Origin of the sequence: Actinomadura rupiterrae, assembly GCF_024172125.1 — a bacterium.
Classification (GTDB): domain Bacteria; phylum Actinomycetota; class Actinomycetes; order Streptosporangiales; family Streptosporangiaceae; genus Spirillospora; species Spirillospora rupiterrae.
Genome location: NZ_JAMZEA010000016.1, coordinates 203137 through 226639 on the forward strand (window position 1 = coordinate 203137; position 23503 = coordinate 226639).

Annotated in this window: 22 protein-coding genes; 8 read left to right on the top strand and 14 right to left on the bottom strand. The window is 73.5% G+C overall.

The window, feature by feature from the left end:
- Window positions 1-4: 4 nt before the first annotated feature.
- The gene (locus FHU30_RS41395; RefSeq protein ID WP_253883194.1) at window positions 5-469 is read right to left on the bottom strand and encodes a MarR family winged helix-turn-helix transcriptional regulator; all 465 of its coding nucleotides are present in this window, start codon (window positions 467-469) and stop codon (window positions 5-7) included.
- Window positions 470-552: 83 nt separating this feature from the next.
- Here FHU30_RS41395 and FHU30_RS41400 point away from each other — a divergent pair, with 83 nt between their 5' ends.
- On the top strand, window positions 553-1416 hold the full coding sequence (locus FHU30_RS41400) for a nitroreductase/quinone reductase family protein (protein WP_253883195.1): 864 nt from the start codon (window positions 553-555) through the stop codon (window positions 1414-1416).
- Between the two features lie 47 nt (window positions 1417-1463).
- Window positions 1464-2123, top strand: coding sequence for a response regulator transcription factor (locus tag FHU30_RS41405; protein WP_253883196.1), 660 nt, complete (start codon window positions 1464-1466; stop codon window positions 2121-2123).
- Window positions 2124-2203: 80 nt separating this feature from the next.
- Here the strand turns inward: FHU30_RS41405 and FHU30_RS41410 are convergent, their stop codons facing one another.
- The 3 genes from FHU30_RS41410 to FHU30_RS41420 form a co-directional block, all read right to left on the bottom strand.
- The gene (locus FHU30_RS41410) at window positions 2204-3151 is read right to left on the bottom strand and encodes a lipase family protein (RefSeq protein ID WP_253883197.1); all 948 of its coding nucleotides are present in this window, start codon (window positions 3149-3151) and stop codon (window positions 2204-2206) included.
- A 109-nt stretch (window positions 3152-3260) separates the two neighbouring features.
- Window positions 3261-4340, bottom strand: coding sequence for a sensor histidine kinase (locus FHU30_RS41415; protein WP_253883198.1), 1080 nt, complete (start codon window positions 4338-4340; stop codon window positions 3261-3263).
- Complete coding sequence (locus FHU30_RS41420) at window positions 4337-5908, bottom strand: substrate-binding domain-containing protein (RefSeq protein ID WP_253883199.1); 1572 nt, start codon at window positions 5906-5908, stop codon at window positions 4337-4339. The genes FHU30_RS41415 and FHU30_RS41420 overlap by 4 nt, the downstream gene beginning before the upstream one ends.
- A 226-nt stretch (window positions 5909-6134) precedes the next feature.
- Here FHU30_RS41420 and FHU30_RS41425 point away from each other — a divergent pair, with 226 nt between their 5' ends.
- Window positions 6135-7313 (top strand): MFS transporter, encoded by a 1179-nt coding sequence (locus tag FHU30_RS41425; RefSeq protein WP_253883200.1) that lies wholly within the window; start codon window positions 6135-6137, stop codon window positions 7311-7313.
- Here FHU30_RS41425 and FHU30_RS41430 read toward each other — a convergent pair.
- Window positions 7229-8482, bottom strand: a complete 1254-nt coding sequence (locus FHU30_RS41430; protein WP_253883201.1) for an FAD-dependent monooxygenase — start codon at window positions 8480-8482, stop codon at window positions 7229-7231. The two genes, FHU30_RS41425 and FHU30_RS41430, sit on opposite strands and share 85 nt — an antisense overlap.
- 158 nt (window positions 8483-8640) lie before the next feature.
- A complete protein-coding gene (locus FHU30_RS41435; RefSeq protein ID WP_253883202.1) occupies window positions 8641-11772 on the bottom strand; it encodes an AfsR/SARP family transcriptional regulator in 3132 nt (1043 codons plus the stop codon).
- A 56-nt stretch (window positions 11773-11828) separates the two neighbouring features.
- On the opposite strand from FHU30_RS41435, the gene def reads away from it, so the two are divergent.
- The gene (gene def, locus FHU30_RS41440; RefSeq protein ID WP_308211490.1) at window positions 11829-12419 is read left to right on the top strand and encodes a peptide deformylase; all 591 of its coding nucleotides are present in this window, start codon (window positions 11829-11831) and stop codon (window positions 12417-12419) included.
- A gap of 1 nt (window position 12420) precedes the next feature.
- Here the strand turns inward: def and FHU30_RS41445 are convergent, their stop codons facing one another.
- Both FHU30_RS41445 and FHU30_RS41450 read right to left on the bottom strand, forming a co-directional pair.
- Complete coding sequence (locus tag FHU30_RS41445) at window positions 12421-13008, bottom strand: DJ-1/PfpI family protein (protein ID WP_253883204.1); 588 nt, start codon at window positions 13006-13008, stop codon at window positions 12421-12423.
- 17 nt (window positions 13009-13025) lie between these two features.
- Entirely contained in the window at window positions 13026-13964 is a 939-nt protein-coding gene (locus tag FHU30_RS41450) for a GlxA family transcriptional regulator (protein WP_253883205.1), read from the bottom strand.
- Between the two features lie 375 nt (window positions 13965-14339).
- On the opposite strand from FHU30_RS41450, the gene FHU30_RS41455 reads away from it, so the two are divergent.
- Window positions 14340-14498 carry a hypothetical protein gene (locus tag FHU30_RS41455; RefSeq protein WP_253883206.1) on the top strand — a complete coding sequence of 53 codons (159 nt, stop codon included), beginning with the start codon at window positions 14340-14342 and terminating at the stop codon, window positions 14496-14498.
- A gap of 56 nt (window positions 14499-14554) precedes the next feature.
- Here the strand turns inward: FHU30_RS41455 and FHU30_RS41460 are convergent, their stop codons facing one another.
- The 4 genes from FHU30_RS41460 to FHU30_RS41475 all read right to left on the bottom strand — a co-directional run bounded on the left by FHU30_RS41460 (window position 14555) and on the right by FHU30_RS41475 (window position 16867).
- Entirely contained in the window at window positions 14555-15076 is a 522-nt protein-coding gene (locus FHU30_RS41460) for a GNAT family N-acetyltransferase (protein ID WP_253883207.1), read from the bottom strand.
- 136 nt (window positions 15077-15212) lie between these two features.
- A complete protein-coding gene (locus FHU30_RS41465) occupies window positions 15213-15749 on the bottom strand; it encodes a DUF1269 domain-containing protein (RefSeq protein ID WP_253883208.1) in 537 nt (178 codons plus the stop codon).
- A 109-nt stretch (window positions 15750-15858) separates the two neighbouring features.
- Window positions 15859-16338 (bottom strand): nucleoside deaminase, encoded by a 480-nt coding sequence (locus FHU30_RS41470; protein WP_253883209.1) that lies wholly within the window; start codon window positions 16336-16338, stop codon window positions 15859-15861.
- 121 nt (window positions 16339-16459) lie between these two features.
- Window positions 16460-16867: a carboxymuconolactone decarboxylase family protein gene (locus FHU30_RS41475; RefSeq protein WP_253883210.1), complete on the bottom strand. Its 408-nt coding sequence runs from the start codon at window positions 16865-16867 to the stop codon at window positions 16460-16462.
- Between the two features lie 113 nt (window positions 16868-16980).
- On the opposite strand from FHU30_RS41475, the gene FHU30_RS41480 reads away from it, so the two are divergent.
- Window positions 16981-17913, top strand: a complete 933-nt coding sequence (locus tag FHU30_RS41480; RefSeq protein ID WP_253883211.1) for a LysR family transcriptional regulator — start codon at window positions 16981-16983, stop codon at window positions 17911-17913.
- A 288-nt stretch (window positions 17914-18201) separates the two neighbouring features.
- On the opposite strand, the gene FHU30_RS41485 is transcribed toward FHU30_RS41480, so the two are convergent.
- A complete protein-coding gene (locus FHU30_RS41485; protein WP_253883212.1) occupies window positions 18202-19257 on the bottom strand; it encodes a S1 family peptidase in 1056 nt (351 codons plus the stop codon).
- Window positions 19258-19635: 378 nt separating this feature from the next.
- Here FHU30_RS41485 and FHU30_RS41490 point away from each other — a divergent pair, with 378 nt between their 5' ends.
- Window positions 19636-20112: an RrF2 family transcriptional regulator gene (locus tag FHU30_RS41490; protein ID WP_253883247.1), complete on the top strand. Its 477-nt coding sequence runs from the start codon at window positions 19636-19638 to the stop codon at window positions 20110-20112.
- Window positions 20113-20409: 297 nt separating this feature from the next.
- Here FHU30_RS41490 and FHU30_RS41495 read toward each other — a convergent pair whose 3' ends face one another.
- On the bottom strand, window positions 20410-21168 hold the full coding sequence (locus FHU30_RS41495) for an MgtC/SapB family protein (RefSeq protein ID WP_253883213.1): 759 nt from the start codon (window positions 21166-21168) through the stop codon (window positions 20410-20412).
- A gap of 178 nt (window positions 21169-21346) precedes the next feature.
- Between FHU30_RS41495 and FHU30_RS41500 the strand changes: the two genes are divergently transcribed.
- Window positions 21347-23488, top strand: a complete 2142-nt coding sequence (locus tag FHU30_RS41500; protein ID WP_253883214.1) for a catalase — start codon at window positions 21347-21349, stop codon at window positions 23486-23488.
- Window positions 23489-23503: the final 15 nt, after the last annotated feature.

Consider the following 23503-nt stretch of genomic DNA (forward strand, 5'->3'; position numbering starts at 1 on the left):
CACATCACAGGTCGCGCACCGCTTCCTCGTAGCGCCGGATGGTCTCGATGAAGGCCCGCCGCTCGGACGGCGTGAGCGGCTCCAGCGCGACGCGCCAGGCGTCCGCGCCCTTGGCGAGCCAGCGGCTGATCCCGTCGTGGTGCTCGGCGGCGAGCGCGACGATCGTGCGGCGCCGGTCGGACGGGTCCTCGCGGCGCTCCAGAATGCCCTGGCGGCTGAGGTCGCCGACCATGAGGCTGACCGTGGTCGGCGCCACCTCCAGCCGCTCGGCCAGCGCGTTCACCGGCATCGGGCCGTCGAACAGCAGGTTCCCCAGCAGCGACAGGTGGCGCGGCGCGAGCGCGAACCCGGCGAGCGAGTCCGGCGGCGGCGTCCGCTTCACCCGGCCCACCAGGCGCGGCATGAGCAGCAGCATCGCGCGGATGCCGGCCTCGACGTCCGGCCCTTCGGCATCCCGGCCCGTTGACATACAAATACCTTTGCATCCAAAGTAGATTTGCTTGCAAAGCAAACATGATTCGGCCGGACCAGCCTACGCGGAGGCCCAGAGGCATGACCTACACCGAGCGCAACCGTCCCGTCATCGAGGAGTTCCGGGCCGGCGAGGGGAAGGTCGGCGGCTACTTCGCCGGGACCCCGCTGTTGCTACTCACCACCACCGGCCACCGGTCGGGGACGCCCCGCACCTCGCCGCTCGCCTACCGCGAGGACGACCACGGACGTCCCATCGTGTTCGCGACCAACGCGGGCAGCGAGCACGACCCGGCCTGGTACGCGAACCTGCTCGCGAACCCGCGCGTCACCGTCGAGATCGGCGCGTCCACCTACACGGCGACCGCGATCCCGGCGGACGACGAGGAGCGCGACCGCCTGCACCGGCACATGGTCGAGACGTCCGAGGCCTACGCCGGATACACCGAGCGGACTTCCCGGACGTTCCCCGCCGTCGTCCTCCACCGCGTGGACGAGGACCGCGAACGCGCCCTCGGCGACGAGCTGACCCGCATCCACGACTCGCTCCGCACCGCCCTCGCCGACCTGCTCGACCAGGCCGCCATGGGCGGGACTCCGGCGCCGCAGCACCTGCTGGACCGGCTCCGCACCCATTGCGTGACCGTCTGCGGCGACCTGGAATCCCACCACGGCAAGGAAGAACACCTCTTCCCGCGCCTGGAGAAGCAGTTCCCGGCCCTCGCGCCCATGCTGGACGACCTCCGGCGGCAGCACGCCGTCCTGGAGAAGCAGCGCGCCGAGATCGAGTCCCTCTGCGCGCGGACCGACCTCGACCCCGAAGAGCGCCGCGCGGAACTGGCGCGGCTGACGGAGAAGATCGAGGCGCATTTCGTCGAGGAAGAACGCCGCCTCTGCCCCGTGCTGGACATCCTCGACCCGGCGCTGCTCGGCCGTCCGAACTGATCGTCCGCGTGTTGTACCTTTCGCCCCGGAAACGGGGGGTGGTGCGCGTGGCGGACGGAACGGCGGGCGCGGGCCCGGTCAGGGTGCTGGTCGTGGACGACAACCCGGTGGTCCGCGCGGGCCTGGTCAGTGTGCTGGACGCGGCGGACGGCATCGAGGTCGCTGGCGAGGCGGCCGACGGCCGGGCCGCGCTCGCCGAGGCCGCCGCGAACCGCCCGGACCTGGTGCTGCTCGACGTCCGGATGCCGGTGGCGGGCGGGCTCGAGGTCGTCGGCCCGCTGAGCGCGCTGGCCCCGGTGGTGATGCTCTCCTACGACGGCGAGGCCGCGACCGTCCGCGAGGCGGTCCGCCGCGGCGCGATCGGCTACCTCACGCACGGCTCCTTCACCCCGGACGAGCTGTGCCGGGCCGTCCGGGACGCGGCGGCGGGCATCGCCAGCCCGCTGTCGGGCGCCGCGTCGCTCGCCGTGGTCGCGGCGGCGCGCGAACCGTCCGCCGGGCCCCGCGGCGATCTCGCCGGCCTGGGGCTGTCGGCGCGGGAGGAGGAGCTGCTCGGGCTGATGGCGCGCGGCCTGACCAACGCCGAGATCGCCGCCGAGCTGAGCCTGTCCGAGAAGACGGTGAAGAACCACATCAACCGCGTCTACGGCAAGCTCCGCGTCACCCACCGCGCCGCGGCCGTAGCCCGCTACCTCGGCCTCCGCTGAACGGGAGGCCGCGGTAGCGGGCGGGGCCGCTCAGCCCGGCCGGGCAACCTGGCCGGGCAACCTGGCCGGGGTCGGTGGTTTTAGTAGGCCGTGCTCCAGATCGCGTTCGCCGCGTACACCAGCGGAGCGCCGCCGGTGCGGATCTGCCAGGGGTTCGCGCCCCAGTCGTTGCTGTACCAGACGTGCCAGGAGCGGCCGGTCCCGACGTGGTTGATCGAGGAGTGGCTGAGGTGCTGGCCCGCGTAGAAGTACACCTTGTGCCGCGAGGTCATCGGCGTCGGCTTGATGCCGGCCGCGCTCCGGTAGTCGACGGTCTTGTCGTCCTGCGAGCCGATCATCGTCCAGTCGGTGCCGCCCGCGCCCTGCGGGTTCTGGTACGTCCGCAGCCAGCGCAGAAACCCGCTGCCCGCCGACATGTCGCTGCACTGCTGCTGCCACGGCGAGCAGGCGTAGGCGTAGTTGCCGCCGTAGTAGGGCGTGCTCAGCGTCGCGACGTTGCGGATGCGCAGGTAGGGCGGCCAGCCGTGGCCCGCGTACTTGTGCGTGCCGACGAGCGCCGCGTCCGTGATCAGGCCGCCCATGGAGTGGGCGACGACGTTCACGTACTTCCCGTGCCGGGAGTAGTTGTTGTAGACGTCCCAGGCGAACAGGCGGCCGAGCTCCTGCACGCGCGTGTTGTGGTCGCCGTTGACCTTGCGCGTGCAGTGCGCGTCGAACTTGTAGTAGCCCCAGGTGATGAACGGCCCGCGCAGCCCGGCGTTGCGGAACACGCCCTGGGCGTCGCGCCAGTCGTTCTGGCAGTCGCCGGAGTTGCCGAGCTTCCAGCCGTGGACGAAGTAGACCGGCTCGGTGGTCTGGTTGACGGTTGCCGCGGCGACCGTGCCGGACGGGCTGGACGGGCCGGACGGGCCGGACGTGCCGGACGGGCTGGACGGGGTCGTGGCGGCGGCCAGGGCCGGAGCTGCCGCCTGGCCCAGCCCGAGCAGGGCGAAGGCGAGCGAGAGCACCGCCGTACGGGGGATGCGCATGGGACTCCTTGCGATGGGTGCGCTTGTGCGCGACAAATCTCGCAACCGCCCCACCTGCGGGACGAGAGCCCACGGGCCCGATTCGCGTTGGGCCCCAGGGCCCAACCGCCTAGGCCCAGCCCTCGGGGAACGTGACGGTGATCGCGGTCCCGCGACCGGGGGCGCTCGTGACGGCGAAGCCGCATCCGGCGCGGACAGCGCGTTCGGCCATGCCGATCAGGCCGTAGTGTCCGTCCGGAACGCCGTCCTCCGGGACGAAGCCACGGCCGTCGTCCGCGACGACCAGCCCGGACGCCGAGAGCGCCAGCCGGACGCGCCGCGCGTCCGCATGCCGGGCCACGTTCGTCAACGCCTCCCCCGCGATCGCGATCAGCTCGGCCCGGACGTCCGGAGGCGGTTCCGGCGGCTCGTCCGTCCGGACATCGACCGCGATCCCGGTCACGCGGGTCCAGCGGGCGGCCAGCTCGCGCAGCGCTCGGTCCAGCGGCTCGGTCTCGGCGCGGAGCCCGGCGATGAGCCCGCGCGCCTCGGCGTTCGCCGCGCGGAGCGCCGCCGCGATGCGTTCGGCCTCCGCCTCGGCCCGCTCGGGCGAGGTGCGGATCCACAGCGGCAGCGTCTCGGCGCTGAGCGCCGCGCCGACGAGCGTCTTGCCGAGCGAGTCGTGCATCTCGCGGGCGAGCCGCGCGCGTTCCTCGGCGGCGGCGGATTCCTGCTCGGTCTCGGCGTACCGGACGAGCAGCCACCGCACCCCGATCCCCGCGACGCTCGCCAGCGGGTAGAGCAGCGGCAGCCAGAGCGCGAGCCGGACGTCGTCCGGCCGCAGCACGGACACGAGCAGGCGGCACGCCACGATCTGCGCCGAGCACACGAGCAGCAGCCAGCCCCACGGCACGAACGCCCCGGCTGCGGCAGTGGTCGAAAGCGTGGCCCAGACGAACGGGAACGGCGCGTGCAGCCGCCACAGGACCAACGCCCCGAGCGCGGCGTCCAGGAGGAGCAGCACAGGCCACCTCGCCACAAGGCCCTGGACCCGTCCCGCCCGAAACCAGACCGCCACGGCGAGGACGATCTGTATGGCGAGGCCGAGCGGCTCCCGCCCGGCCGCGCCGTCCAGGCCGAAGGCCGCCAGGACGACCGCGAGGCGAACAGCCGCCAGACCGCGCAGGACGGCGATGTCCGCGGTTCTCACCCGGGGCATTCCGGGCCGTCGCAGGCGCGGAGGGCGGCGGCGCGGAGGAACAGGCGCATGAGCCCGCCCGGCTCGGTGATCCGGTAGACGCCGCCCTCGGTCGCGGAGGCGATCTCGTCCAGGGGCGGCGTCTCCGGCGCGCCGCCGAGCGCCACGGCGACGACCGTGACCGGGCGGGTCGTCCGGAAGGCCGCCGCGAGCCTCCGGCGCAGCGCGCCCGGGTCGGCGAGCGAGGCGCGCTCGCCGGTGAGCAGCAGGACGATGTTCTCCCGGTTCGCGTCGTAGCCGTCCGAGAGCGTCCGGTAGGCGTCCAGGACGGCCCGGTCGGCGGGCGCGGGCTTGGTCCGAGCGGCGGACGGGATCGCGGCGAGCAGCCGCGCGCGGCGGGTCCCGGCGGCGGCCGGTTCGCCGAGCGCGCCGAGCGGCACGCGCGAGGGGGACGGCCCGCCCGCCGTCCGCAACCCGAACTCCGCGTCGTCCGGCATGGAGGTGAGCGCCTGCCGGAGCGCGTCCTCGTACTTCGCGGGCACGCCGTCCAGGACGAGGACGGCCCGGGTGCCGAGGTGGACGCGCTGCCAGATCCGCAGCACGGCCGCCGCCGAGCCCGGCTGCCCGTACGGCAGCAGTGCGGGCGCCCCGGACAGCCCGGCGCGGGCGAGGACGGCGACCGGCGTGCCGTCCGGAGGCCGCAGTCCCGCGGCGGCGAGCAGCGCCCGCCCGCGGGCGGAGCGCAGCCGCCGCTGGAGGTCCACGGCGAGCCGCTGCCGGACCGGGTCGGTGCTGAGGACCGCGAACGGGAAGTCGAGCGCGGCGCTGCCCGCCGCCGGGTAGACGACGCGGAGCCCGCGCGGCCCGGGCGCGAGGTGCCGCCACGCGGTCTGCTCGGAGTCGACCAGGACGGGCGTGGTCCCGTCGGCGGTGCGCAGCGTGGAGTAGGCGGCGCTCTCGGCGACGGGATCGCCGGCGGCGACGGTCTGCGCGGTGCGCAGCGAGTCCGCGAACGCCTCCAGGCCCTTCCCGCCGCCGCCCGCCGCCTGCTGGAGGAGCAGCAGCGCGCCGACGCCGGCGGCGGACTGGGCGGGATCGACCAGCCGGAGGCCGAACCGGGTCCCCGCGTCCTTGAACACCGACCAGGACCGGGTGCGCAGCAGCGGCCCGTCCCGTCCGGCGGCCTTCGCGGGGAGCACGAAGACCAGCGGGGACGTGGCGGCGGAGACGGCACGCCCGACGGTCGCGTGGTCGGCCAGGTCGAGCCAGACCGAGCTGTCGGGAATCCAGACGTCCGGCGCGTCCGGGGCGTGCGCCGCCGCCGCGGAGGCGAGCGGCGTGACCCGGACGGCCGAGCAGCCCGGCCCCTCGTCCGCGACCTTGCGGACGACCTCGGCGATCGCCGGGTCGGCCGTCACGCGCAGGCGCTGCCCGGACCGGGCGCAGCCCGCCCGGTGCCCGCCCGCGCGGCCGGAGAGCCACCAGCCCGCGTCGCCCAGCGCCAGCCCGAGGACGAGCGCCGCCGACACCGCGAGCCCCATGCGGTCGCGCGCCGAGAGGCGCGAAAGGCCCGTCCTCATGCCCACCCGGATCCCTATCAGCGAACACGTCGACACAGCGGACGATCACAGTATTCGACCGGAGCCGCGGTCGAGCAGGCCGGCGGCGGGCGTCTTACGCCACAGCGGCCACGCCACAGCGTCTTACGCCGCACGGACGGGCCGGTCCGTGAAATAGGGCGATTGCCTGATCCGGGCGGGACGCCGGAAGCGGACGATGGAGGTCCCGTGCCGAAGGAGGGTGGCAGTGAGCGTTCAGGACGTCCCGGTCCGCGCCGGAACCAGGCCGACGATCTTCACCCGGGCCTTCCTCGGCCTGCTCTGGTGCTCGCTCGGCGGGATGGCCAGCTGCTACCTGCTGATGTCCACGCTGCCGCTGTTCGTCGCGCGGCACGGCGGCGGCGGGTTCGGCGCGGGGCTCAGCACCGGGGTGATGATGCTCGCGACCGTGCTGCTGGAGCCGCTCGTCCCGCGGCTGGCCTCGCGGTTCGGGTACCGCGCGACGCTCGCGGGCGGGCTGGTGCTGATGGGGCTGCCGTCCGCGCTGCCGCTGCTGTCGGGGGCGCTGCCGGCCGTGCTGCTGGCGTGCGCGCTGCGCGGCGCGGGGCTCGGGGTCCTGGTCGTCGCGGGGACCGCGCTCGCCGCCGAGTCGGTCGCGCCGTCCCGCCGCGGGGAGGCGCTCGGCGTCTACGGGGTCGCGGTCGGGCTGCCCGCGCTGTCCTGCCTGCCGATCGGGATCTGGCTGAGCGGGCACGCCGGGTTCGGTCCGGTGTTCGTCGCGGCGGTCGTCGTGGCGCTGGTCCCGCTGACCGTCCTCGGCATGCTGCCGGGCGTCCGGTGCGAGGACGACCCGACCGAGCACGGCGGGCTGCTCGCGGCGGCGCGGCGGCCGGACCTGGCGCGTCCCGCGCTGGTGTTCGCCGCCGTCACGTTCGCGACCGGGGTGCTCCAGACGTTCGTGCCGCTGGCGGTGCACGGCGCGACGGCCGGGCTGGCGGCGGGCGCGCTGTTCGCGCAGTCGGCCGCGACACCGCTGACGCGCTGGCTGTCCGGGCGGTACGCCGACCGGTACGGCGCGCGGCACCTGCTCGTCCCGATGGTGCTGCTCACCGCGGCGGGGGCCGGGACGCTGGTGTGGACGGGCGCCCCGGTCGCGGTGATCGTCGGGCCGCTGCTGTTCGGCGCCGGGTTCGGCATCGCGCAGACCTCGACCCTGGCGCTGATGTTCGACCGCGTGACCCGGCCCGAGTTCGGCCGGGTCAGCGCGCTGTGGAACGTCGCGTACGACGCGGGGATGGGCGTCGGCGCGGTCGGGTTCGGCATCGTGGTGTCCGTGGCGTCCTACGCGGGCGGGTTCGCGCTGGTCGCCGGGCTGCTCGCGCTGAACCTGGCCCCGGTGCTGCTGGACCGGCGGCGCTCCCGGTAGGTCTTCAGGGCGATGTTCTCCGCCGTCCGGCGGACGCTGTTCGCGATCATCTTCTTGCCGGGCAGGTACGGCATGAGCTTGTAGTTCTGCCGCAGCAGCCAGGCGACGACGCGGTTCTCGGGGACCATCATCTTCGCGACGCCCTGGCCCTGCTTCTGGCAGCCCGCGACGTACTCGCGGATCAGCTCCTCGTAGCGGGCGAACGCTACGGTGTGGTCGCCGTCCGCCTCGGCCAGCTCGCCCGCGAGGACGTACGCGGCGACCATCGCCAGGCCGGTGCCCATCCCGGACAGCGAGGACGGGCAGTACGCGGCGTCCCCGAGCAGGGCGATCCGGCCGCGCGTCCAGGTGTCCATGCGAACCTGGCTGACCGAGTCGAAGTAGAAGTCCGGCGCGTCCGCCATCATGCCGAGCAGCCGGTCTGACTCCCAGCCGTTGCCCGCGAACGTCTCGGCGAGCAGCCGCTGCTGCGCGGCGACGTCGCGGCGGTCGATGTCGGTGAGCGGCGCGCCGAAGTAGAACACGGCCTTGGCCTCGGTGTTCTCCCGCGCGCTGTACATCGTGACGACCTTGCCGGGGGTGGTGAACGCGAGCCCGGCGTGGTCGATGCCGAGGTAGTTCGGCACGGTGAAGATCGCGCAGTACAGGCCGAGGTGCGAGACGTACTGCTCCTCGGGTCCGAACGCGAGGCGGCGAACGTTGGAGTGCAGGCCGTCCGCGCCGATGACGAGGTCGTAGCGTCCGACGGCGCCGCTGTCGAAGGTGACGGTCACGCCGTCGGGGTCCTCGTCCATGCGGGCGATCGAGTCGCCGAAGACGTACCGGGTGTACGGCGCGGTCTTCTCGAAGAGGATGCGGGCGAGGTCGCCGCGCAGGATCTCCACGTCGCCCGCGAACAGGTCGGCCGGCATGGACGCCAGCTTCTTGCCCTCGGCGTTCACGTACGCCATCGCGCCGGTGCGGGTCTGCTCGCGGTAGATGTCGTCCAGGACGCCCATCTCCTGGAGGACGCGCAGGTGGGCCTCGCCGCGGAAGTCGACCGCGTAGCCGCCGTCGCGCAGTTCGCTCGCCTTCTCGACGATGGTGACGGCGTGTCCGTGGCGGTGCAGCCAGTACGCCAGCGCCGGTCCGGCGACCGAGGCGCCCGAGATCAGGATGTTCTTCGTCATGCCCGCGACTCTGCGGGAGGCCGCTCACCGCGACCTCACCGCGCGCTCACCGGCGCTGTTTCAGAAGTCCAGGGCCAGAAGTGCAGGGCCAGAAGTGCAGGGCCAGAAGTCCAGGGCCAGAAGTCCAGGGCCAGAAGTCCAGGGCCAGGAGTCCAGGGTCAGGAGTCGGGGAAGACGTGCAGCGGTGATTTCGCCACGACTTCGTCCGACACGCCTGCCAGGCGCAGTACGTCTCCGTGGCTGAGGCGCAGACCTTCTCGGTAGGCGGACGCGTAGGTCTCATCGCCCAGTCGCGTCCGTAGGGCCTGTTCCAGTGCGTTGACTTCGGGGTCGTTGACGGCGTCCATGCCGCGGAGGACGGTCGCGGCGCCGAGCATGCGGGCCGCTTGCTCGCCCTCGTGCAGGCGCGCGATGGCGACCATGGCGCGCGCCCCTTCCGACAGCGCTCCTATAACGGCGGCCACCTCGACGGCCTGCCGGTACAGGTCGGCTGCCTTGGGGTCGGGTTCGGCTATGCGTCCGAGGCCGATGAGTGTGCGGACGCGGTTTCCGACGCTCTTCACCCAGGCCGGGTCGAAGTGGTCCAGGGCTTCTGCGTAGAGGCGTTGGGCTTCGTCCTTGTCGCCATTGGCGAGGGCCATGTCGGCTAGGCCGCGCAAGGCGGCGGCCAGGCAGGTGGCGTTTCCTGCTCGGCGCGCTACGGCGGCGGCCTCTGCATAGTCGGCGCGAGCGGTTTCGGGGTCGTCATGCGCGCGGAGGTCGCCTCGGTTGCACAGGAGGTCGGCGATGTCGTCGGCAGCGCCCAACTCGCCCGCTAGCGCGAGCGCGTCGTCGGTGAGGGCGATCGCGCGGACGGTGTCGCCTGTCGTAGCGGCGAGGTTGGCCAGGGCGTCCAGTGCGAGGGCCGTTCCCCAGCGCTCTCCGAGCGCGCGGAAGCCGTCGGCCGCGTCCTGGTACTCCTGCTCGGCCTGGGCGAGGTCGCCTTGCGCGAGCTGCGGATAACCGGACATCAGGCGGGCCGCCGCCCGCGCCCACGGATCGGGGCTTTCCCGCTCGGCCATCAGCGTCCTGAACTGGACGCGGACGTCTCCGCCGCCGACCGTGTTCATGAGCCACTGCAACGCGGCCATCGAGTTCCGCAGCGGACGTTCCGCCTCCGCCAGCGCCGAAGCCGCGCGCTCGCGCTGCTCGTCGGTCGCGTTCGCACCCGCGATCGTGACGATCACTGCGTACTCCTCGCCGGGGAGGTCGGCGCTCTCAGGGAGATCGAGGATCGCGACGGCAAGGGGTGCCGCTGAGCCTGCGAGCCCTCTGATCCACAGGTAGGTGGACATCGCGTTGAGCAGGCGGGACGCCGTGTCGGCCTTGCCCGCGTCGATGGCTCGGCGGAGGGCCGCGAACAGGTCGTCGTGCTCGGCCGCGAGGCGGTCCAGGGCTTCGAGCTGGCCCGATCCGAGGAGATCGGCGTTGGCGGCCAGGTCCAGGAGGTGCTGGGCGTGCGCGTCGGTGAACTCTTCGGTCTCGCCCGCCTCGGCCAGCTTCTCGGACCCGTACGCGCGGATCGTCTCCAGCATCCGGTAGCGGCCGTTGGAGAAGTCGAGCAGCGAGCGGTCGGCGAGGGCGTCGAGGGTCGCCTCGTCCCCTCGCGCGACCGCCCGGGCGGACGCGGCGGTCGCGCCCCCGGCGAACACGGTGAACCGGCGCGCGGCCCGGCGCTCGTCCTCGGTGAGCAGCTCCCAGCTCCAGTCCACGACGGCGCGCAGCGTCCGGTGCCGGGCGTCGGCCGTGCGGCTGCCGCGCGCGAGCAGCGCGAACCGGTCGTCCAGGCGCGCCGCCACGTCGTACAGCTCGTGCGTGCGCAGCCGCGCCGCCGCCAGCTCGATGGCGAGCGGCAGGTCGTCCAGGGCCTCGCAGACGTTCCGGACGAGCGTCCCGTCCAGGACGACGTCGCGGCGCGCGGCCCTCGCCCGCTCCTCGAAAAGCCGGACGGCGTCGTCCTGCGGCAGCGGCCTGACCTGCCAGAGCCGCTCGCCGTCCACGTCGAGGGGCTCCCGGCTGGTGGCGAGGATCCGCAGGTCAGGGCACTCGGAGAGGAGCCGCCAGGCGAGGTTCGCGGCATCCGCGACCACGTGCTCGCAGTTGTCCAGGACGAGCAGCAGCGCGCGATCGGCCAGCGCCGCGACGAGCCGCTCCTCCGGATCGGGCTCGGGACCGCCGCCCAGCAGTCCGCGTTCGCGCAGGCCGAGCGCCTGGAGCACCGCCTGGGCCGGGTCGGCGACGGGCGCGAGCGGCGCGAACGCCACCTCGCCCGGTTGATCGCCGTCCCAGCGCCGCGCGACCTCGCCGGCCAGCCGCGTCTTGCCGACGCCGCCGGGGCCGAACAGCGTGACGAGCCGTCCGGTCGCGAGGCCGCCGAGGACACCGGCGACGTCGTCGTCCCGTCCGATGAAGCCGCTGATCGGAGTGCCCGGCCGGGCCACCCTCGGGCGCTCGGCGGGACGCGGCGGCGCGGCGGGCCCGCTCTGGAGCAGGGCGCGGTGCAGGGCGACCAGCTCGGGCGACGGGTCGGCGCCCAGCTCGTCCGCCAGCAGGACGCGCGTCTCCTCGTAGAACGCGAGCGCCTCGGCCTGGCGGCCGCCCGCGGCGAGCGCCCGGACGAGGAGCGCGCGCAGGTCCTCGCGGAGGGGATGCCGCGCGATCAGATCGCGCAGCTCGGCGACGGCGGCATCGTGGCGGCCGAGCGCGAGGTCGGCTTCGGCGCGGGCGACGAGCGCCGCGAAGCGCAGCTCGTCCAGGCGGGCCGCCGCGGCCGCGCCGGACGCCGCCTCCGCCGCGTCCGCGAACGCGGGCCCGCGCCACAGCCCGAGCGCCTCGGCCAGCAGATCGGCCGCGCGGCCCGCGTCCCCGGCGGCGAGCGCGTTCCGCCCATCTTCCGCGAGGGACTCGAACCGCTCGGCGTCCACCTCCAGCGCGGTCGGCGGCTCCGTTGCGCGTGCGTCGCCGGACGGGCCGGACGTCGCCGTCAGGCGGTAGCCGGCGGGGGTCGCCTCGATATCGGCGTCCGGCCGGAGGACGGCCCGGAGCCGCGACACCTGCGATTGCAGCGCGTGCCCGGGGTCGCCGCCGGGACGGTCGCCGTACAGCTCGTCCGCGAGCCCCTCGGCGGACGCCGCCTCGCCCGGCCGGACGAGCAGCAACGCCAGCAACGCCCGGCGGGCCGGGCCGCCGAGCGGGACCTGCGAACCGTCCGGCCGCCACGCCGCCGTCGAACCGAGCACACCGAACCGCATGATCGCGATTATCGCGGTGCGCCCGGCACCGTGTCCGGCTGACTACCATGCAGGCCATGACGAGCGGACAGGCACGACCGATCACCCTGGTGGGGGACCCCGTCCTCCACCGCTCCCTGCGTCCGGTGGAGAGCTTCGACGCGGACCTCGCGGCGCTGGTGGACGACATGTTCGCCAGCATGTACGAGGCCGACGGCGTCGGGCTGGCAGCGAACCAGATCGGCGTCGACCTGCGCGTGTTCGTCTACGACTGCCCCGACGCCGACGACGTGAACCGCAAGGGCGCCGTGTGCAACCCGACCGTCGTCCTGCCCGAGGGCCCGGACCGGCACCTCGACGACGGCGAGGAGGGCTGCCTGTCGGTGCCCGGCCCGCACGCCCCGGTCGCCCGTCCCGACACCGCGGTCTGCCACGGCTTCGACATCGAGGGCAACCCGATCACCGTCGAGGGGACGGGACTGCTCGCTCGCTGCCTCCAGCACGAGACCGACCACCTCAACGGCAAGCTCTACATCGACCGCCTCTCGGGCCGCGCCCGCAAGAAGGTGCTGCGCGAGATGGAGGAGATGCGCGCCGAGGCTTCGGCCGCCGCCGAGGCCGAGGCCGCGTCCGAGGCCGCGTCCGAGCAGTCCGCCGGGACCCTCTAGCTCAGCTCTGGTACGGCGGCTCGGGGTAGTACTGCACGTACTTCTGCACGCCGCGCGCATGGTCGACCCCGTGCAGCCGGCCGATCAGCCACAGCGCCATGTCGATGCCCGCCGACACGCCCTGGCTGGTCACGACGTTGCCGTCCACGACGAACCGCTCGTCCTGGACGAGCGTGACGCCCTCGCGCGCCTCCAGCTCGTCCTCGGCGGCCCAGTGCGTCGTGGCGCGCTTGCCGCGCAGCAGGCCCGAGTCGTGCAGCAGCAGCGAACCGGTGCACACGCTGGTCACCCACTGGACGGTCGGCGCGGTCGCGGCGACCCAGTCGGTGATCACCTTGTCCTGGCCCGCCGCGACCCGGCCGTTGCCGCCGGGGACGAGCAGGACGTCCAGCTCCGGATGGTCGTCGAAGGTGTGGTCGGGCAGCACGCGCATGCCCTTGTTGCACCGGACGGGCCCGTCCGACTTGGAGATCAGGACGGCCCGGTCGGCGCCGTCGCGGGTCATCGAGGACGCCGTGAAGATCTCCCAGGGGCCGGCGAAGTCCAGCTCCTCCGCACCCTCGAAGAGCAGCAGTCCGTACGTGGTCATCGGATGGTCCTTCCTGTCTAGCGGAACCGTTCGCGGTAGTCGGACGGCGCGACGCCGACCGTCCGGTGGAAGGCCCGGCGCAGCGTCTCGCCGGTGCCGAAGCCGAGCCGCCGGGCCAGCGCCTCGACCGGCTCGGCGGTCTCGGCGAGCGCCCGCCGCGCCGCCTCGACCCGGACCCGCTCGACGTACGCGCCGGGCGGCACGCCCATCTCGGCGGCGAACCGGCGCTGCAGGTGGCGCGGGCTGAGCCCGGCCCGGTCGGCCAGGTCGCCGATGCCGTGCCGGTCGCCGGGACGGGCGTTGATCGCGTCCACGGCCGTCCGGATCGGGTCGGTCTCCGGACGGGCCGTCCACAGCGGGACGCTGAACTGCGACTGGCTGCCGGGACGGCGCAGGAACAGCACCAGCTCGCGGGCGACGCGGTGCGCGGCGGCCCGGCCGAGGTCGTCCTCGACCAGCGCGAGCGCGAGGTCCATGCCGGCGGTGACGCCCGCGGACGTCCACACCCGCCCGTCCCGGATGAAGATCGGATCGCAGTCCACGACGGCCTCGGGATGCGCGCGGCGCACCTGCTCCTCGCGTCCCCAGTGCGTCGTGACGCGCCTGCCGTCGAGCAGCCCGGCCGCGCCGAGCAGCAGCACGCCGCTGCACACCGACGCCACCCGCCGCGCGCCCCGCGCCGCCTCCCGGATCCAGGCGACGAGCGCCTCGTCCTCGACGGCGGCGTCCACGCCGGTGCCGCCGACGACCACGAGGGTGTCGACGGCGTCCGCCGGGGCCAGGTCGCGCACGCCGTGCCGCGCGACGATCGGCAGCCCGCTGCGCGTCCGGACCTCGCCGGCCTCGGACGCGACGACCAGGCACTCGTACCGCTCGGTGAACGAGAACACCTCGAACGGCCCGGCCAGGTCCAGCGGCTGGAACCCGTCGAACACCACGAACACGATCCGCTTCACGGCACCGAGCCTCGCGCGGGACGGCCGGTGGCGTCAACGACACGTACCCCACAGATCGCGCCAAACGGCGCCCGCGCCATTCTTTCCGGAATTAGCGGTTGACAGGAGACCCGTGGAGCCCGCTATTATTTCGGCCATGGAGCTGTGATTCATCTTCCGGGTTGAGCCGCCCGACACGCACCCGTCCTGACGACGCGTCGCTGTCGCGGCCCGCTCCCCATCTCCCCCACCGGGCCGTCCCCCGGACCTGTCACGCACACCTTGCCGCGGCATCACACCTGCGTCCCGGCGTGCGCCACACCTGCCCCCAGACGGTCAAGCCTTTTTCGCGGCCTTTCCCAGGCCGAATTCGAGCATGCCCGGAGGTGTCTCTTTATGCGATTCCAGAACGACGACAATCCGCCCTTCACCAAGGCCCTCGCGAAGAAGAAGTCCAAGCGCGACTTCCAGAACCCGCGTGCGGGCGCGATGGCGAACCACGCCAACCGGAACGCCCGCCGGCTCCCGACCCGCCAGCTCAACCGGGGCCGGTAGGCCTCCGGCGCCCCGCACGGGTTCCGCCCGGCCGTCCCACCCGGGGCGGCCGGGCTTCAGGCGTCCGGGCGGATGAGCTGGAACAGCGTGTGGTCCTGCCAGCGTCCCGCGATCTTGCAGTAGTCCGGCGCGGTCCCGTACCGGACGAAGCCGTTGCGCTCCAGCACCTTCTGCGACCGCGCGTTGTGCACGAGCGTGGCCGCCTGCACCCGGTGCAGGTCCATGTCCTCGAAGGCGATCCGCACGATCTCGCCGACCGCCCGGGTCGCCAGGCCGCGCCCGTTCGCCTTCCCGCTGACCCAGTAGCCGAGGTTCCCCGACTGGAACGCGCCCCGGACGATGTCGACCAGGTTGATGCGCCCGGCGATCGCGCCGTCCTCGTCCACGATCATGCGCGGCACCGCCTTCCCGCGCGCGTGCTCGTCGAGCATCACCGCCAGCCCGGCGCGCTGCGCCGCCTCGGTGAAGAACTCCTCGTCGCGGGCGGGCTCCCACGGCGCGAGGAACTCCCGGTTCTGCCCGTACAACTCGGCCAGCTCAGCAGCGTCGCCCAGCGAGGCAGGTCGCGTCACGCTCATCACCCCATGATCGCCCCGCTTGGACCGCTCCAGCAACCCACCCCGTCCGCCCCGCGCACGGGCGCGTCGATCGCGAAGACGCCCATGTGGCGACGGTGGGTGGTGCCGTCCGCCCGCCGCGACGTGCGGCCTGGGGTCAGTCTCCTGGGATTGCGGGGACCGGGTCGGCGGGCTGCTGGGTTGGGACGGGGTGGTGGCGGAGCGCGTCGCGTAGGTGGGCCTCCTGGTCCTTCGACAGCGAGGTCTGGATGACCTGGCCGCCGAACGGAGCGACCTCCGGCAGGACCTTGTCCGGGGTGCTCTTCTCGACGAGGAGGAAGAGGGCGGCAGCGCCCGGGCGCAGACCTTCGGCCAGGCGGCGCATGAAGGCGTCGTCGACGCCGATGTCGGTCGCGGCGCCCACGGCGGCCCCCGTCGCGCCGCCGATCGCGGCGCCGAGGAGGGGCTGCAGGAAGATCAGCCCGATCAGCCCGCCCCACAGCGCGCCGCCCGCCGCGCCCCCGGCGACGGTGTGGACCGCCTGGTGGAGCTTGATACGCCCGTCCTGCCGGCGCTCGACCACCACCGCGTCCGAGACCTCGATGACGTGCTGCTTCTGGAGGTCCAGCACCCGCTCCCGGACCAGCTGGGCGGTCTGCACGTCGTCGTAGGCGATCGCCACGAGATCACTCATCGTCGGTTCCCCCCGGTTGCTCGGGACGGCCGTCCGCCCCCGGCAGGATTCCTACCCCGGCCCGATGATCTTCGATCGGGCCGTGCGGCGACCGGTGCGAGCCGCGCGTTCAGCGGGTGCGGTGGAGTTCCTTGATCTCGTCCGCGAACTCCTGGACGGGACCGGCGACCGGCACGTCAGGGGCCACCTCGTTGATCGCGAGCGGGCGTATCGGCGCGGGGTCGGCGCCGAACTCGCGCAGCCAGCCGCCGAGCTGCTCTGTAGAGGACGCGTAGACGATGCGTCCCAACCCGACCCAGGCATGCGCGGCCGAGCACATCGCGCAGTGCTCCCCCGACGTGAAGACGGTCGCGTCCGCGCGCTCGGACTCGGGCACGTTCGCTGCGGCCCAGCGCGCGATCTCGAACTCCGGATGCCGGGTGTTGTCGCCGTCCTTCACCCGGTTGCGGTCCTCGAAGAGCACCTCGCCGGACGCCGAGACCAGCACCGAGCCGAACGGCTCGTCCCCGTCCGCGAGCGCCTCGGCGGCCAGGTCCACGCAGCGGCGCAGGTGCGCGCGCTCGGTCTCGGTCGGCTCGTACCAGGTCACGTCCCGCTCCTCCGTGCGTGTCGCCGTCCCCCGCGTCGTCCGAGGTCAGGGGGTCGCTTCGAGGTTAGCGATCGCCGTCGACGCGAGGTCAGCCGTCCCCCGGGGTCGGGGGTCCCGGGGGTCAGGCGTCGGCGTCGGTGGGGAGGGGGGAGACGCCGCGGTCGGCGAAGACGCGCTTGGCTACGAGGGTGGCGTTGATGGCGCGGGGCATGCCGCAGTAGACGGCCGAGTGCAGGAGCGCCTCGGAGATCTCGGTCGCGGTCAGCCCGACGTTCAGCGCGGCGTTGATGTGCACGTCCAGCTCGATCTCGCAGCCGCCGAGCGCGGTCAGGACGCCGAGGGTGACGAGCTGGCGGTCGCGCGGCGGCAGCTCGGGACGGGCGTACATGTCGCCGAACGCCCAGGCGACGACCTGGTGGCCGAGCTCGGGCGAGACGTCGCCGAGCGACGCGACGACGCGCTTGCCGCCCTCGCCGTCCACGCGCTCCAGGACCTTCATGCCGTGCTCGAAACGCTCCGAACGGTTCATCTCCATGGCTCCTTGCGGTCGGTTCCTTGCGATGAACCCATCCTGGCGGCCGTTCGGCGCGTGGCTGCCTTTCAGGCAGAGGGTTCTATGCTTGCCATGCTTGGGAGGTATGGATGGAGATTCGGCTGCTCGGCTACGTCGTCGCGATCGCCGAGGAGGGTTCGATCAGCGCGGCCGCGCGCCGGATGCACCTGACGCAACCGACGCTGAGCCGCCAGCTTCGCGAGCTGGAGCGCGAGCTCGGCACCCGGCTGTTCGAGCGGGAGGGCCGCGGGCTGGTGCCGACCGAGGCGGGGCGGGCGCTGCTGCGCCGGGCCCGGGTGATCCTCGCCGAGGCGGACGCGGCGCTGGCGGACGTCCGGCTCGCCGCGCGCGGGCTGTCCGGACGGCTCACCGTCGCGTTCGGGCCGTCCGGGATCAACGGGCCGCTCGGCGCCGCGCTCGGCCGGCTGCACCGCGAGCTGCCGGGTGTCGAACTCCGGCTGGACGAGAGCTTCAGCGACGCCGACATGTCCGAGGGCGTGCTGGACGGACGGTACGACCTGTCCGTCCACCGGCTGCCGATGCGCGATCCGCGGCTCGCGTCGCGGGTGTGGTGGCGCGAGCCGATGTCGCTGTTCGTGCCGGAGAACCACGCGCTGGCGTCCGGGACCGGGCCGCTCCCGCTGGCCGCGCTCGGCCGGATCCCGCTGGTGCTGTGGCCGCGCGAGGCGTCCGCCCGCTCGCACGACGAGATCATCGCGCTTTGCGACCGCGCGGGGGTGGCGCCGGTCATCGCGGCGGAGGGACGGTCCGTCCCGACGCTGCTCGCGCTGGTCGCGGCCGGTTTCGGCGGCGCCGTGCTCGCCGACTCGATGCGCTCGCTGCGCCGCGCCGGTGTCACCGCCCGTCCGCTGGCCGGGACGACCACCGTCCAGCACCTCGTCTGGCGCGCCGACGACCCGAACCCCCTGGTCGAGCGCGCCCGCACCGCCCTCACCAACCTAGCCACACCCACCGCTTCAACCGGTCAGCCTGGTGCAGGCGATCCGGCCGGTTCAGCCTGACCGCCCGGTTCAGGCAGGGCGCCCGGTTCAGCCGGGCCACCAGTCCGACCTGAGCGCCCGCTCCAGCCGGGCCAGGCGGTTCGGCCGGGCTCTGGCGGGCGGACGAACCTGGTGGATCGGTCGGATCGGATGGGGTGGGCCCGTCGGCGGTGGGTTGGGGCGCCGCTGGCGGAGGTTCCCGGCCGGCCGCCGGGGGCGTTCCTGACCAGCCGCCGACGGGGGTCGAGGGCGGGGTTCCCGGCCGTCCGCCGGCGGGGTTCGGCGGACGGCCGGGAGTTCGGGGCGGGGTCAGCCCACGTCCACGCCGTAGGCGCTGAGGACCGGGGGTACGGGCTGGAAGAAGGTCTCGCCGCCGGACGAGCAGTCGCCGCTGCCGCCGGAGGTGAGGCCGAGCGCGGAGGTGCCGTCGAACAGCGAGCCGCCGCTGTCGCCGGGCTCGGCGCACACGTCGGTGTCGATGAGGCCGCTGACGCTGCCCTCCTCGTAGTTGACCGTGGCGTCCAGGCCGTTCACGGTGCCGCCGTGCAGGCCGGACGTGCTGCCGCTGCGCTGCACGTACTCGCCGACGTAGGCGTCCGCGGCCTGCGTGATGGGCTGGGTGCTGCCGTCGTACAGGTCGACGTCGCTCGGGTGGTCGACGTTGCCGGTGTACTGGACGATCGCGTAGTCGGTTCCGGGGAACTGGCTGTCGGCGACGTTGCCCAGCTCGTTGCCGCTCTCGTCCGTCCAGTAGGAGGAGTCGTTGCCACAGTGCCCGGCGGTGATGAAGTAGGCGTTGCCGCTGGAGTCGTGCACGTTGAAGCCGAGGGAGCAGCGGACGTTCGCGCCGTAGATGGCGTCCCCGCCGCTGATCAGGGGGCGGAACTTCCCGCGGACCTGCCTGGTCCGGACGGTCGAGCCGAGCTTGCCCGCGGCGGCCTTCACCTTGGCGAGCTTCGCGCCGGTGACGGTGCCGTCCACGGACAGGACGACCTGGTCGGTGCGCGGGTCGATGTACCAGGCGGTGCCGGGCACGCGCGCGGTCCTGCCGAGCTGCGCGGTGGCGGCGCGCAGGGCGGCGCGGTCGTGCGCGACGGTGCGGGCCTCGGCCCCGGCCGCGCGGACGGTCCGGGCGTCGGCGTCGCTGGTGACCGTGACGACGAGCTTGTGGGTCGTCCGGTCCAGGTAGGCGCCGGCGGAACGGTCGCCGAGCTGCTTGGCCAGCTTGGCGGCGGTCTTCGCGGTGTCGGCCGGTGCGGCCGGCTTGGGCTGGGCCGCGTGCGCGCCGGGTACGGCGGCGGCGGTCAGCGCCGCGGCGGCGAGGACGGTCAGTCCGGCGCGCCGGGGCAGGTGGTGGGAGCTCACGGGGTTCATCCTCCGTGCCAGGTGGGCGCGTACCTTGGCGACGCGCCCGCGGGTGACCGGCGCTCCGAGGGAACACCCGCGCGAACCGCCGGCCACGCACGCGTCCCAAACGCGCAGGCCGCTAGAGCGGCCCCCTCGGTTATGGCGGTACCGAGGGGACCGCACCGTCGCGGTCGGCTCCGGACGCGTCGCGTCCTTGGCGGTGGAGCACACCCGACGGCGGGGGTGGGAGCCCCGGTCTCCTTGAAGACTGAACGTCCACCCAGAGCAGGACAATGGTTACGGAAGCCGCGTAGGGCAATCCCTATGCCGTTACGGACGGCACACGCGCCCGCGTTGCGCGCGGCAAACTGGATAAGTAAGGTCCCGATTGTGCGGATGAACGAGGGCGTCGAGTGGGCGGTGCACGTCTGCCTCCTGCTGGACTGGCTGGGGACGGACGAGCCGGTCTCGACCACGCGGCTCGCGGCGGGCTACGAGCTGCCGCCGCCGTACCTGAACAAGCAGCTCCAGGCCCTCTCCCGGGCCGGGATCCTCGCCTCGACACCGGGCGCGCGGGGCGGCTTCCGGCTGGTCCGGCCGCTGGAGAAGATCACCCTGATGGACGTGGTGACCGCGATCGAGGGCCCGGACGAGGCGTTCCAGTGCACCGAGATCCGGCGGCACGGCCTCGGCGCGAACCAGCCCGAGCGCGCCTTCCAGGTCCCCTGCACGGTGACCACGGCCATGCGCAGCGCCGAGTTCGCCTGGCGGCGCGCGCTGGCCGGCCAGACCCTCGCCGAGATCCGCGCCCGGACCGAGGAGCTCCAGCCCGAGCTGGGCGACCGCGTCCGCGCCTGGTACGACCTCAAGTGAGCGCTCGCGGCCGCATCAACCTCAAGTGAGCGCCCGCGGCCGCATCACCCTCAAGTGAGTGCCTGCGGCCGCATCAACGCCACCACCCTCACCGGACGGCGCACTGAACCCGTGCTCACCACCCGTGACCGCGTCTTTACGGCGTGCCGCCGCTGAATTATGGTGAGGTCGAAGGGTCCGGAAGCATGGCCCCTCTCGCCGGCGAGTCCGCGATGAGGTGTCATGCACGGGCCTTTCGCCATTCCCGGCACGCCCGCGCGACGAGCCCTCCCGGCACGCCCGCGTGAGGCGGTGCGGTCAGTCGCGGTCGTCCAGGTCGTCGCCGGTGGTGATGGCGAGGACGCCGGGCTGCTCGGACAGCGCGGCGGTGAGGTCGTGGACGTCGCCCGTGCCGTCCAGGACGAGGGTGACGGCGGCCGAGTGGTGCGGTTCGGTCTCGCCGCGCCCGCGCCGCTCGTCGCGTCCGGGGTCGGAGTCCTCGTCGAGGTGGTCGCGGTCCACGGCGGCCTCGACGACGGAGAAGCCGCGGCCGGTGCACTCGGTCAGCGTGCGTCTCAGCACGCCGCGCCCGTCCCGGTAGACCATGCGGACGCGGACGCGCCCCGGATGCCGGGCGAACCGCTCCAGCGGCAGCAGCCGGACGAGCCCGTTGAGCCCGAGGACGACGCCGAAGTGCCCGGCGGTGACGGCGATCGCGAGCAGCCACAGGCCGCCGCCCGCCGCCATGCCGACCGCGGCGGTCACCCAGACCACGGCCGCGGTGGTGAGGCCGCGCACCGCGTCCCGCCGGACGAAGATCAGCCCGCCGCCGATGAAGCCGATGCCGGACACGATCTGCGCCGCCACCCGGGACGGGTCGAACGACACGTGCGGCCCCGGCACGTTCGCGAAGCCGTACTTGCTGACCAGCATGAACAGCGCCGCGCCGACGCCGACCAGCGTGTGCGTGCGCAGTCCCGCGCTCTTGTTCCGCAGCCCGCGTTCGAGCCCGATCGCCGCCGACAGCACCAGTGCCAGCAGCAACTCGCCGAGCTGGACCCACCCCTGACCCTGCATGCCCGTCCACTCGCTCCCCTCGCCTAATGAGGTGCCCTTCCCCGGGAAGCGCACGGAAAACTCCGGGCAATGCGGACGGAAAACACGCCCGGACGCGGATCGATCACGGGCCCCGGGCGGAGGTTAGGAGCCGTGTCGGGGGCAGGGGGAAGGGGACGGCCCAGGACGAGGAGGACGGATGTCCGCTGACAGGCAGCAGCCCAGCGAGCAGCAGCCCGGCGACCAGCAGCAGTCCGGCGACCAGCAGCAGCGCGGCGGCCGGCGGCGGCCCGGCAAGCAGGGGCAGCTCGACCAGGCGCGGGTGGCCCCGGACGACGGGGTGCTCACCACCGACCAGGGGATCGCGGTGGACGACACCGACAACTCCCTGGCGGCCGGCGAGCGGGGGCCGACGCTCCTGGAGGACTTCCAGCTCCGCGAGAAGATCACCCATTTCGACCACGAGCGGATCCCGGAGCGGGTCGTGCACGCGCGCGGCGCCGGCGCGTACGGCCGGTTCCACCCGTACGACGGCTGGCTCGCCGACTACACGACCGCGCGGTTCCTGTACGAGCCGGAGACCGACACCGACGTGTTCGTCCGGTTCTCGACCGTGGCCGGGTCGCGCGGGTCGGCCGACACCGTCCGGGACGTCCGGGGCTTCGCGACGAAGTTCTACACGGGCCAGGGCAACTTCGACCTGGTCGGCAACAACATGCCGGTCTTCTTCATCCAGGACGGGATCAAGTTCCCCGACTTCGTGCACGCGGTGAAGCCGGAGCCGCACAACGAGATCCCGCAGGCGGCGTCCGCGCACGACACGCTCTGGGACTTCGTCCAGCTCCAGCCCGAGACGATGCACATGATGATGTGGCTGATGTCGGACCGGGCGGTCCCGCGCAGCTTCGCGACGATGCAGGGCTTCGGCGTGCACACGTTCCGGCTGGTGAACGCCGAGGGCCGGAGCACGTTCGTGAAGTTCCACTGGCGGCCGCTGCTCGGCACGCACTCGCTCGCCTGGGACGAGGCGCAGAAGATCGCGGGCAAGGACCCCGACTTCAACCGGCGCGACCTGTGGGACCGCATCGAGGCCGGGCTGTTCCCCGAGTTCGAGCTCGGTGTCCAGCTGATCGCGGAGGAGGACGAGCACCGGTTCGACTTCGACCTGCTGGACCCGACCAAGCTCGTCCCGGAGGAGGAGGTTCCGGTCCGTCCGGTCGGCAGCATGGTGCTGAACCGGAACCCGGAGAACTTCTTCGCCGAGACCGAGCAGGTCGCCTTCCACCTCGGCAACGTCGTGCCGGGCATCGACGTCACCGACGACCCGCTGCTCCAGGCCCGGCTGTTCTCCTACCTCGACACGCAGCTGATCCGGCTCGGCGGGCCGAACTTCCCGCAGCTGCCGGTGAACCGGTCGGTCGCGCCCGTCCGGAACCACCACCGGGACGGCTACCACCAGACCGAGATCCACCAGGGCCGCGCCGCCTACCACCCCAACTCGCTGTCGGGCGGCTGCCCGGCCCTCGCCGGGGAGGGCGCGTACACGCACTTCCCGGAGCGCGTGGACGGCCGCAAGATCCGCAAGCGCAGCGACAGCTTCGCCGACCACTACGGCCAGGCGACGCTGTTCTGGAACAGCATGGCCGACTGGGAGCGGGACCACATCGTCGCGGCGTTCCGCTTCGAGCTGGGCAAGGTCGAGCACCGGCCCATCCGGGAGGGTGTCGTCGCGCACCTGAACGAGGTGGACCACGAGCTGGCCGTCCGGGTCGCGGAGGGGATCGGCGTCGAGCCGCCCAAGTCGTCCGGCCTGCCGAACCACGGCCGGTCGTCGCCCGCGCTGAGCCAGGCGAACACCTCCTTCGCCTCGGCCCGCGGACGCAAGATCGCGGTGCTCGCCGCGGACGGCGTGGAGTCGGGCGTCGTCGCGAGCGTCGGCGAGACGCTGATCCGCGAGGGCGCGATCGTGGAGGTGCTCGCGGCGGACGACGGGACGGTCCAGGCCCTGAACGGCGCGCGCGTGGAGGTGACGCGCCGCCTCGGGACGGTCGGGTCCGTCCTCTATGACGCGGTCGTGGTGCCCGGCGGGCCGGAGTGCGTCGAAGCGCTCGCGCAGGACGGCGACGCGCTGCACTTCGTCACCGAGGCCTACAAGCACTGCAAGCCGGTCGCCGCGCACGGCGCGGGCCGCGAGCTGCTGGAGAAGGCCGGGATCGTCTTCACCGACGACGATCCGGCGCTGATCGTGGCGTCCGACGAGGCCGTCCTGGCGTCCCGCGTCCAGGCCGCCGTCGCGGCCCACCGCAACTGGGAGCGCAAGACCGACCACATCCCGGCCTGAGCGTCCGCCCGAGTC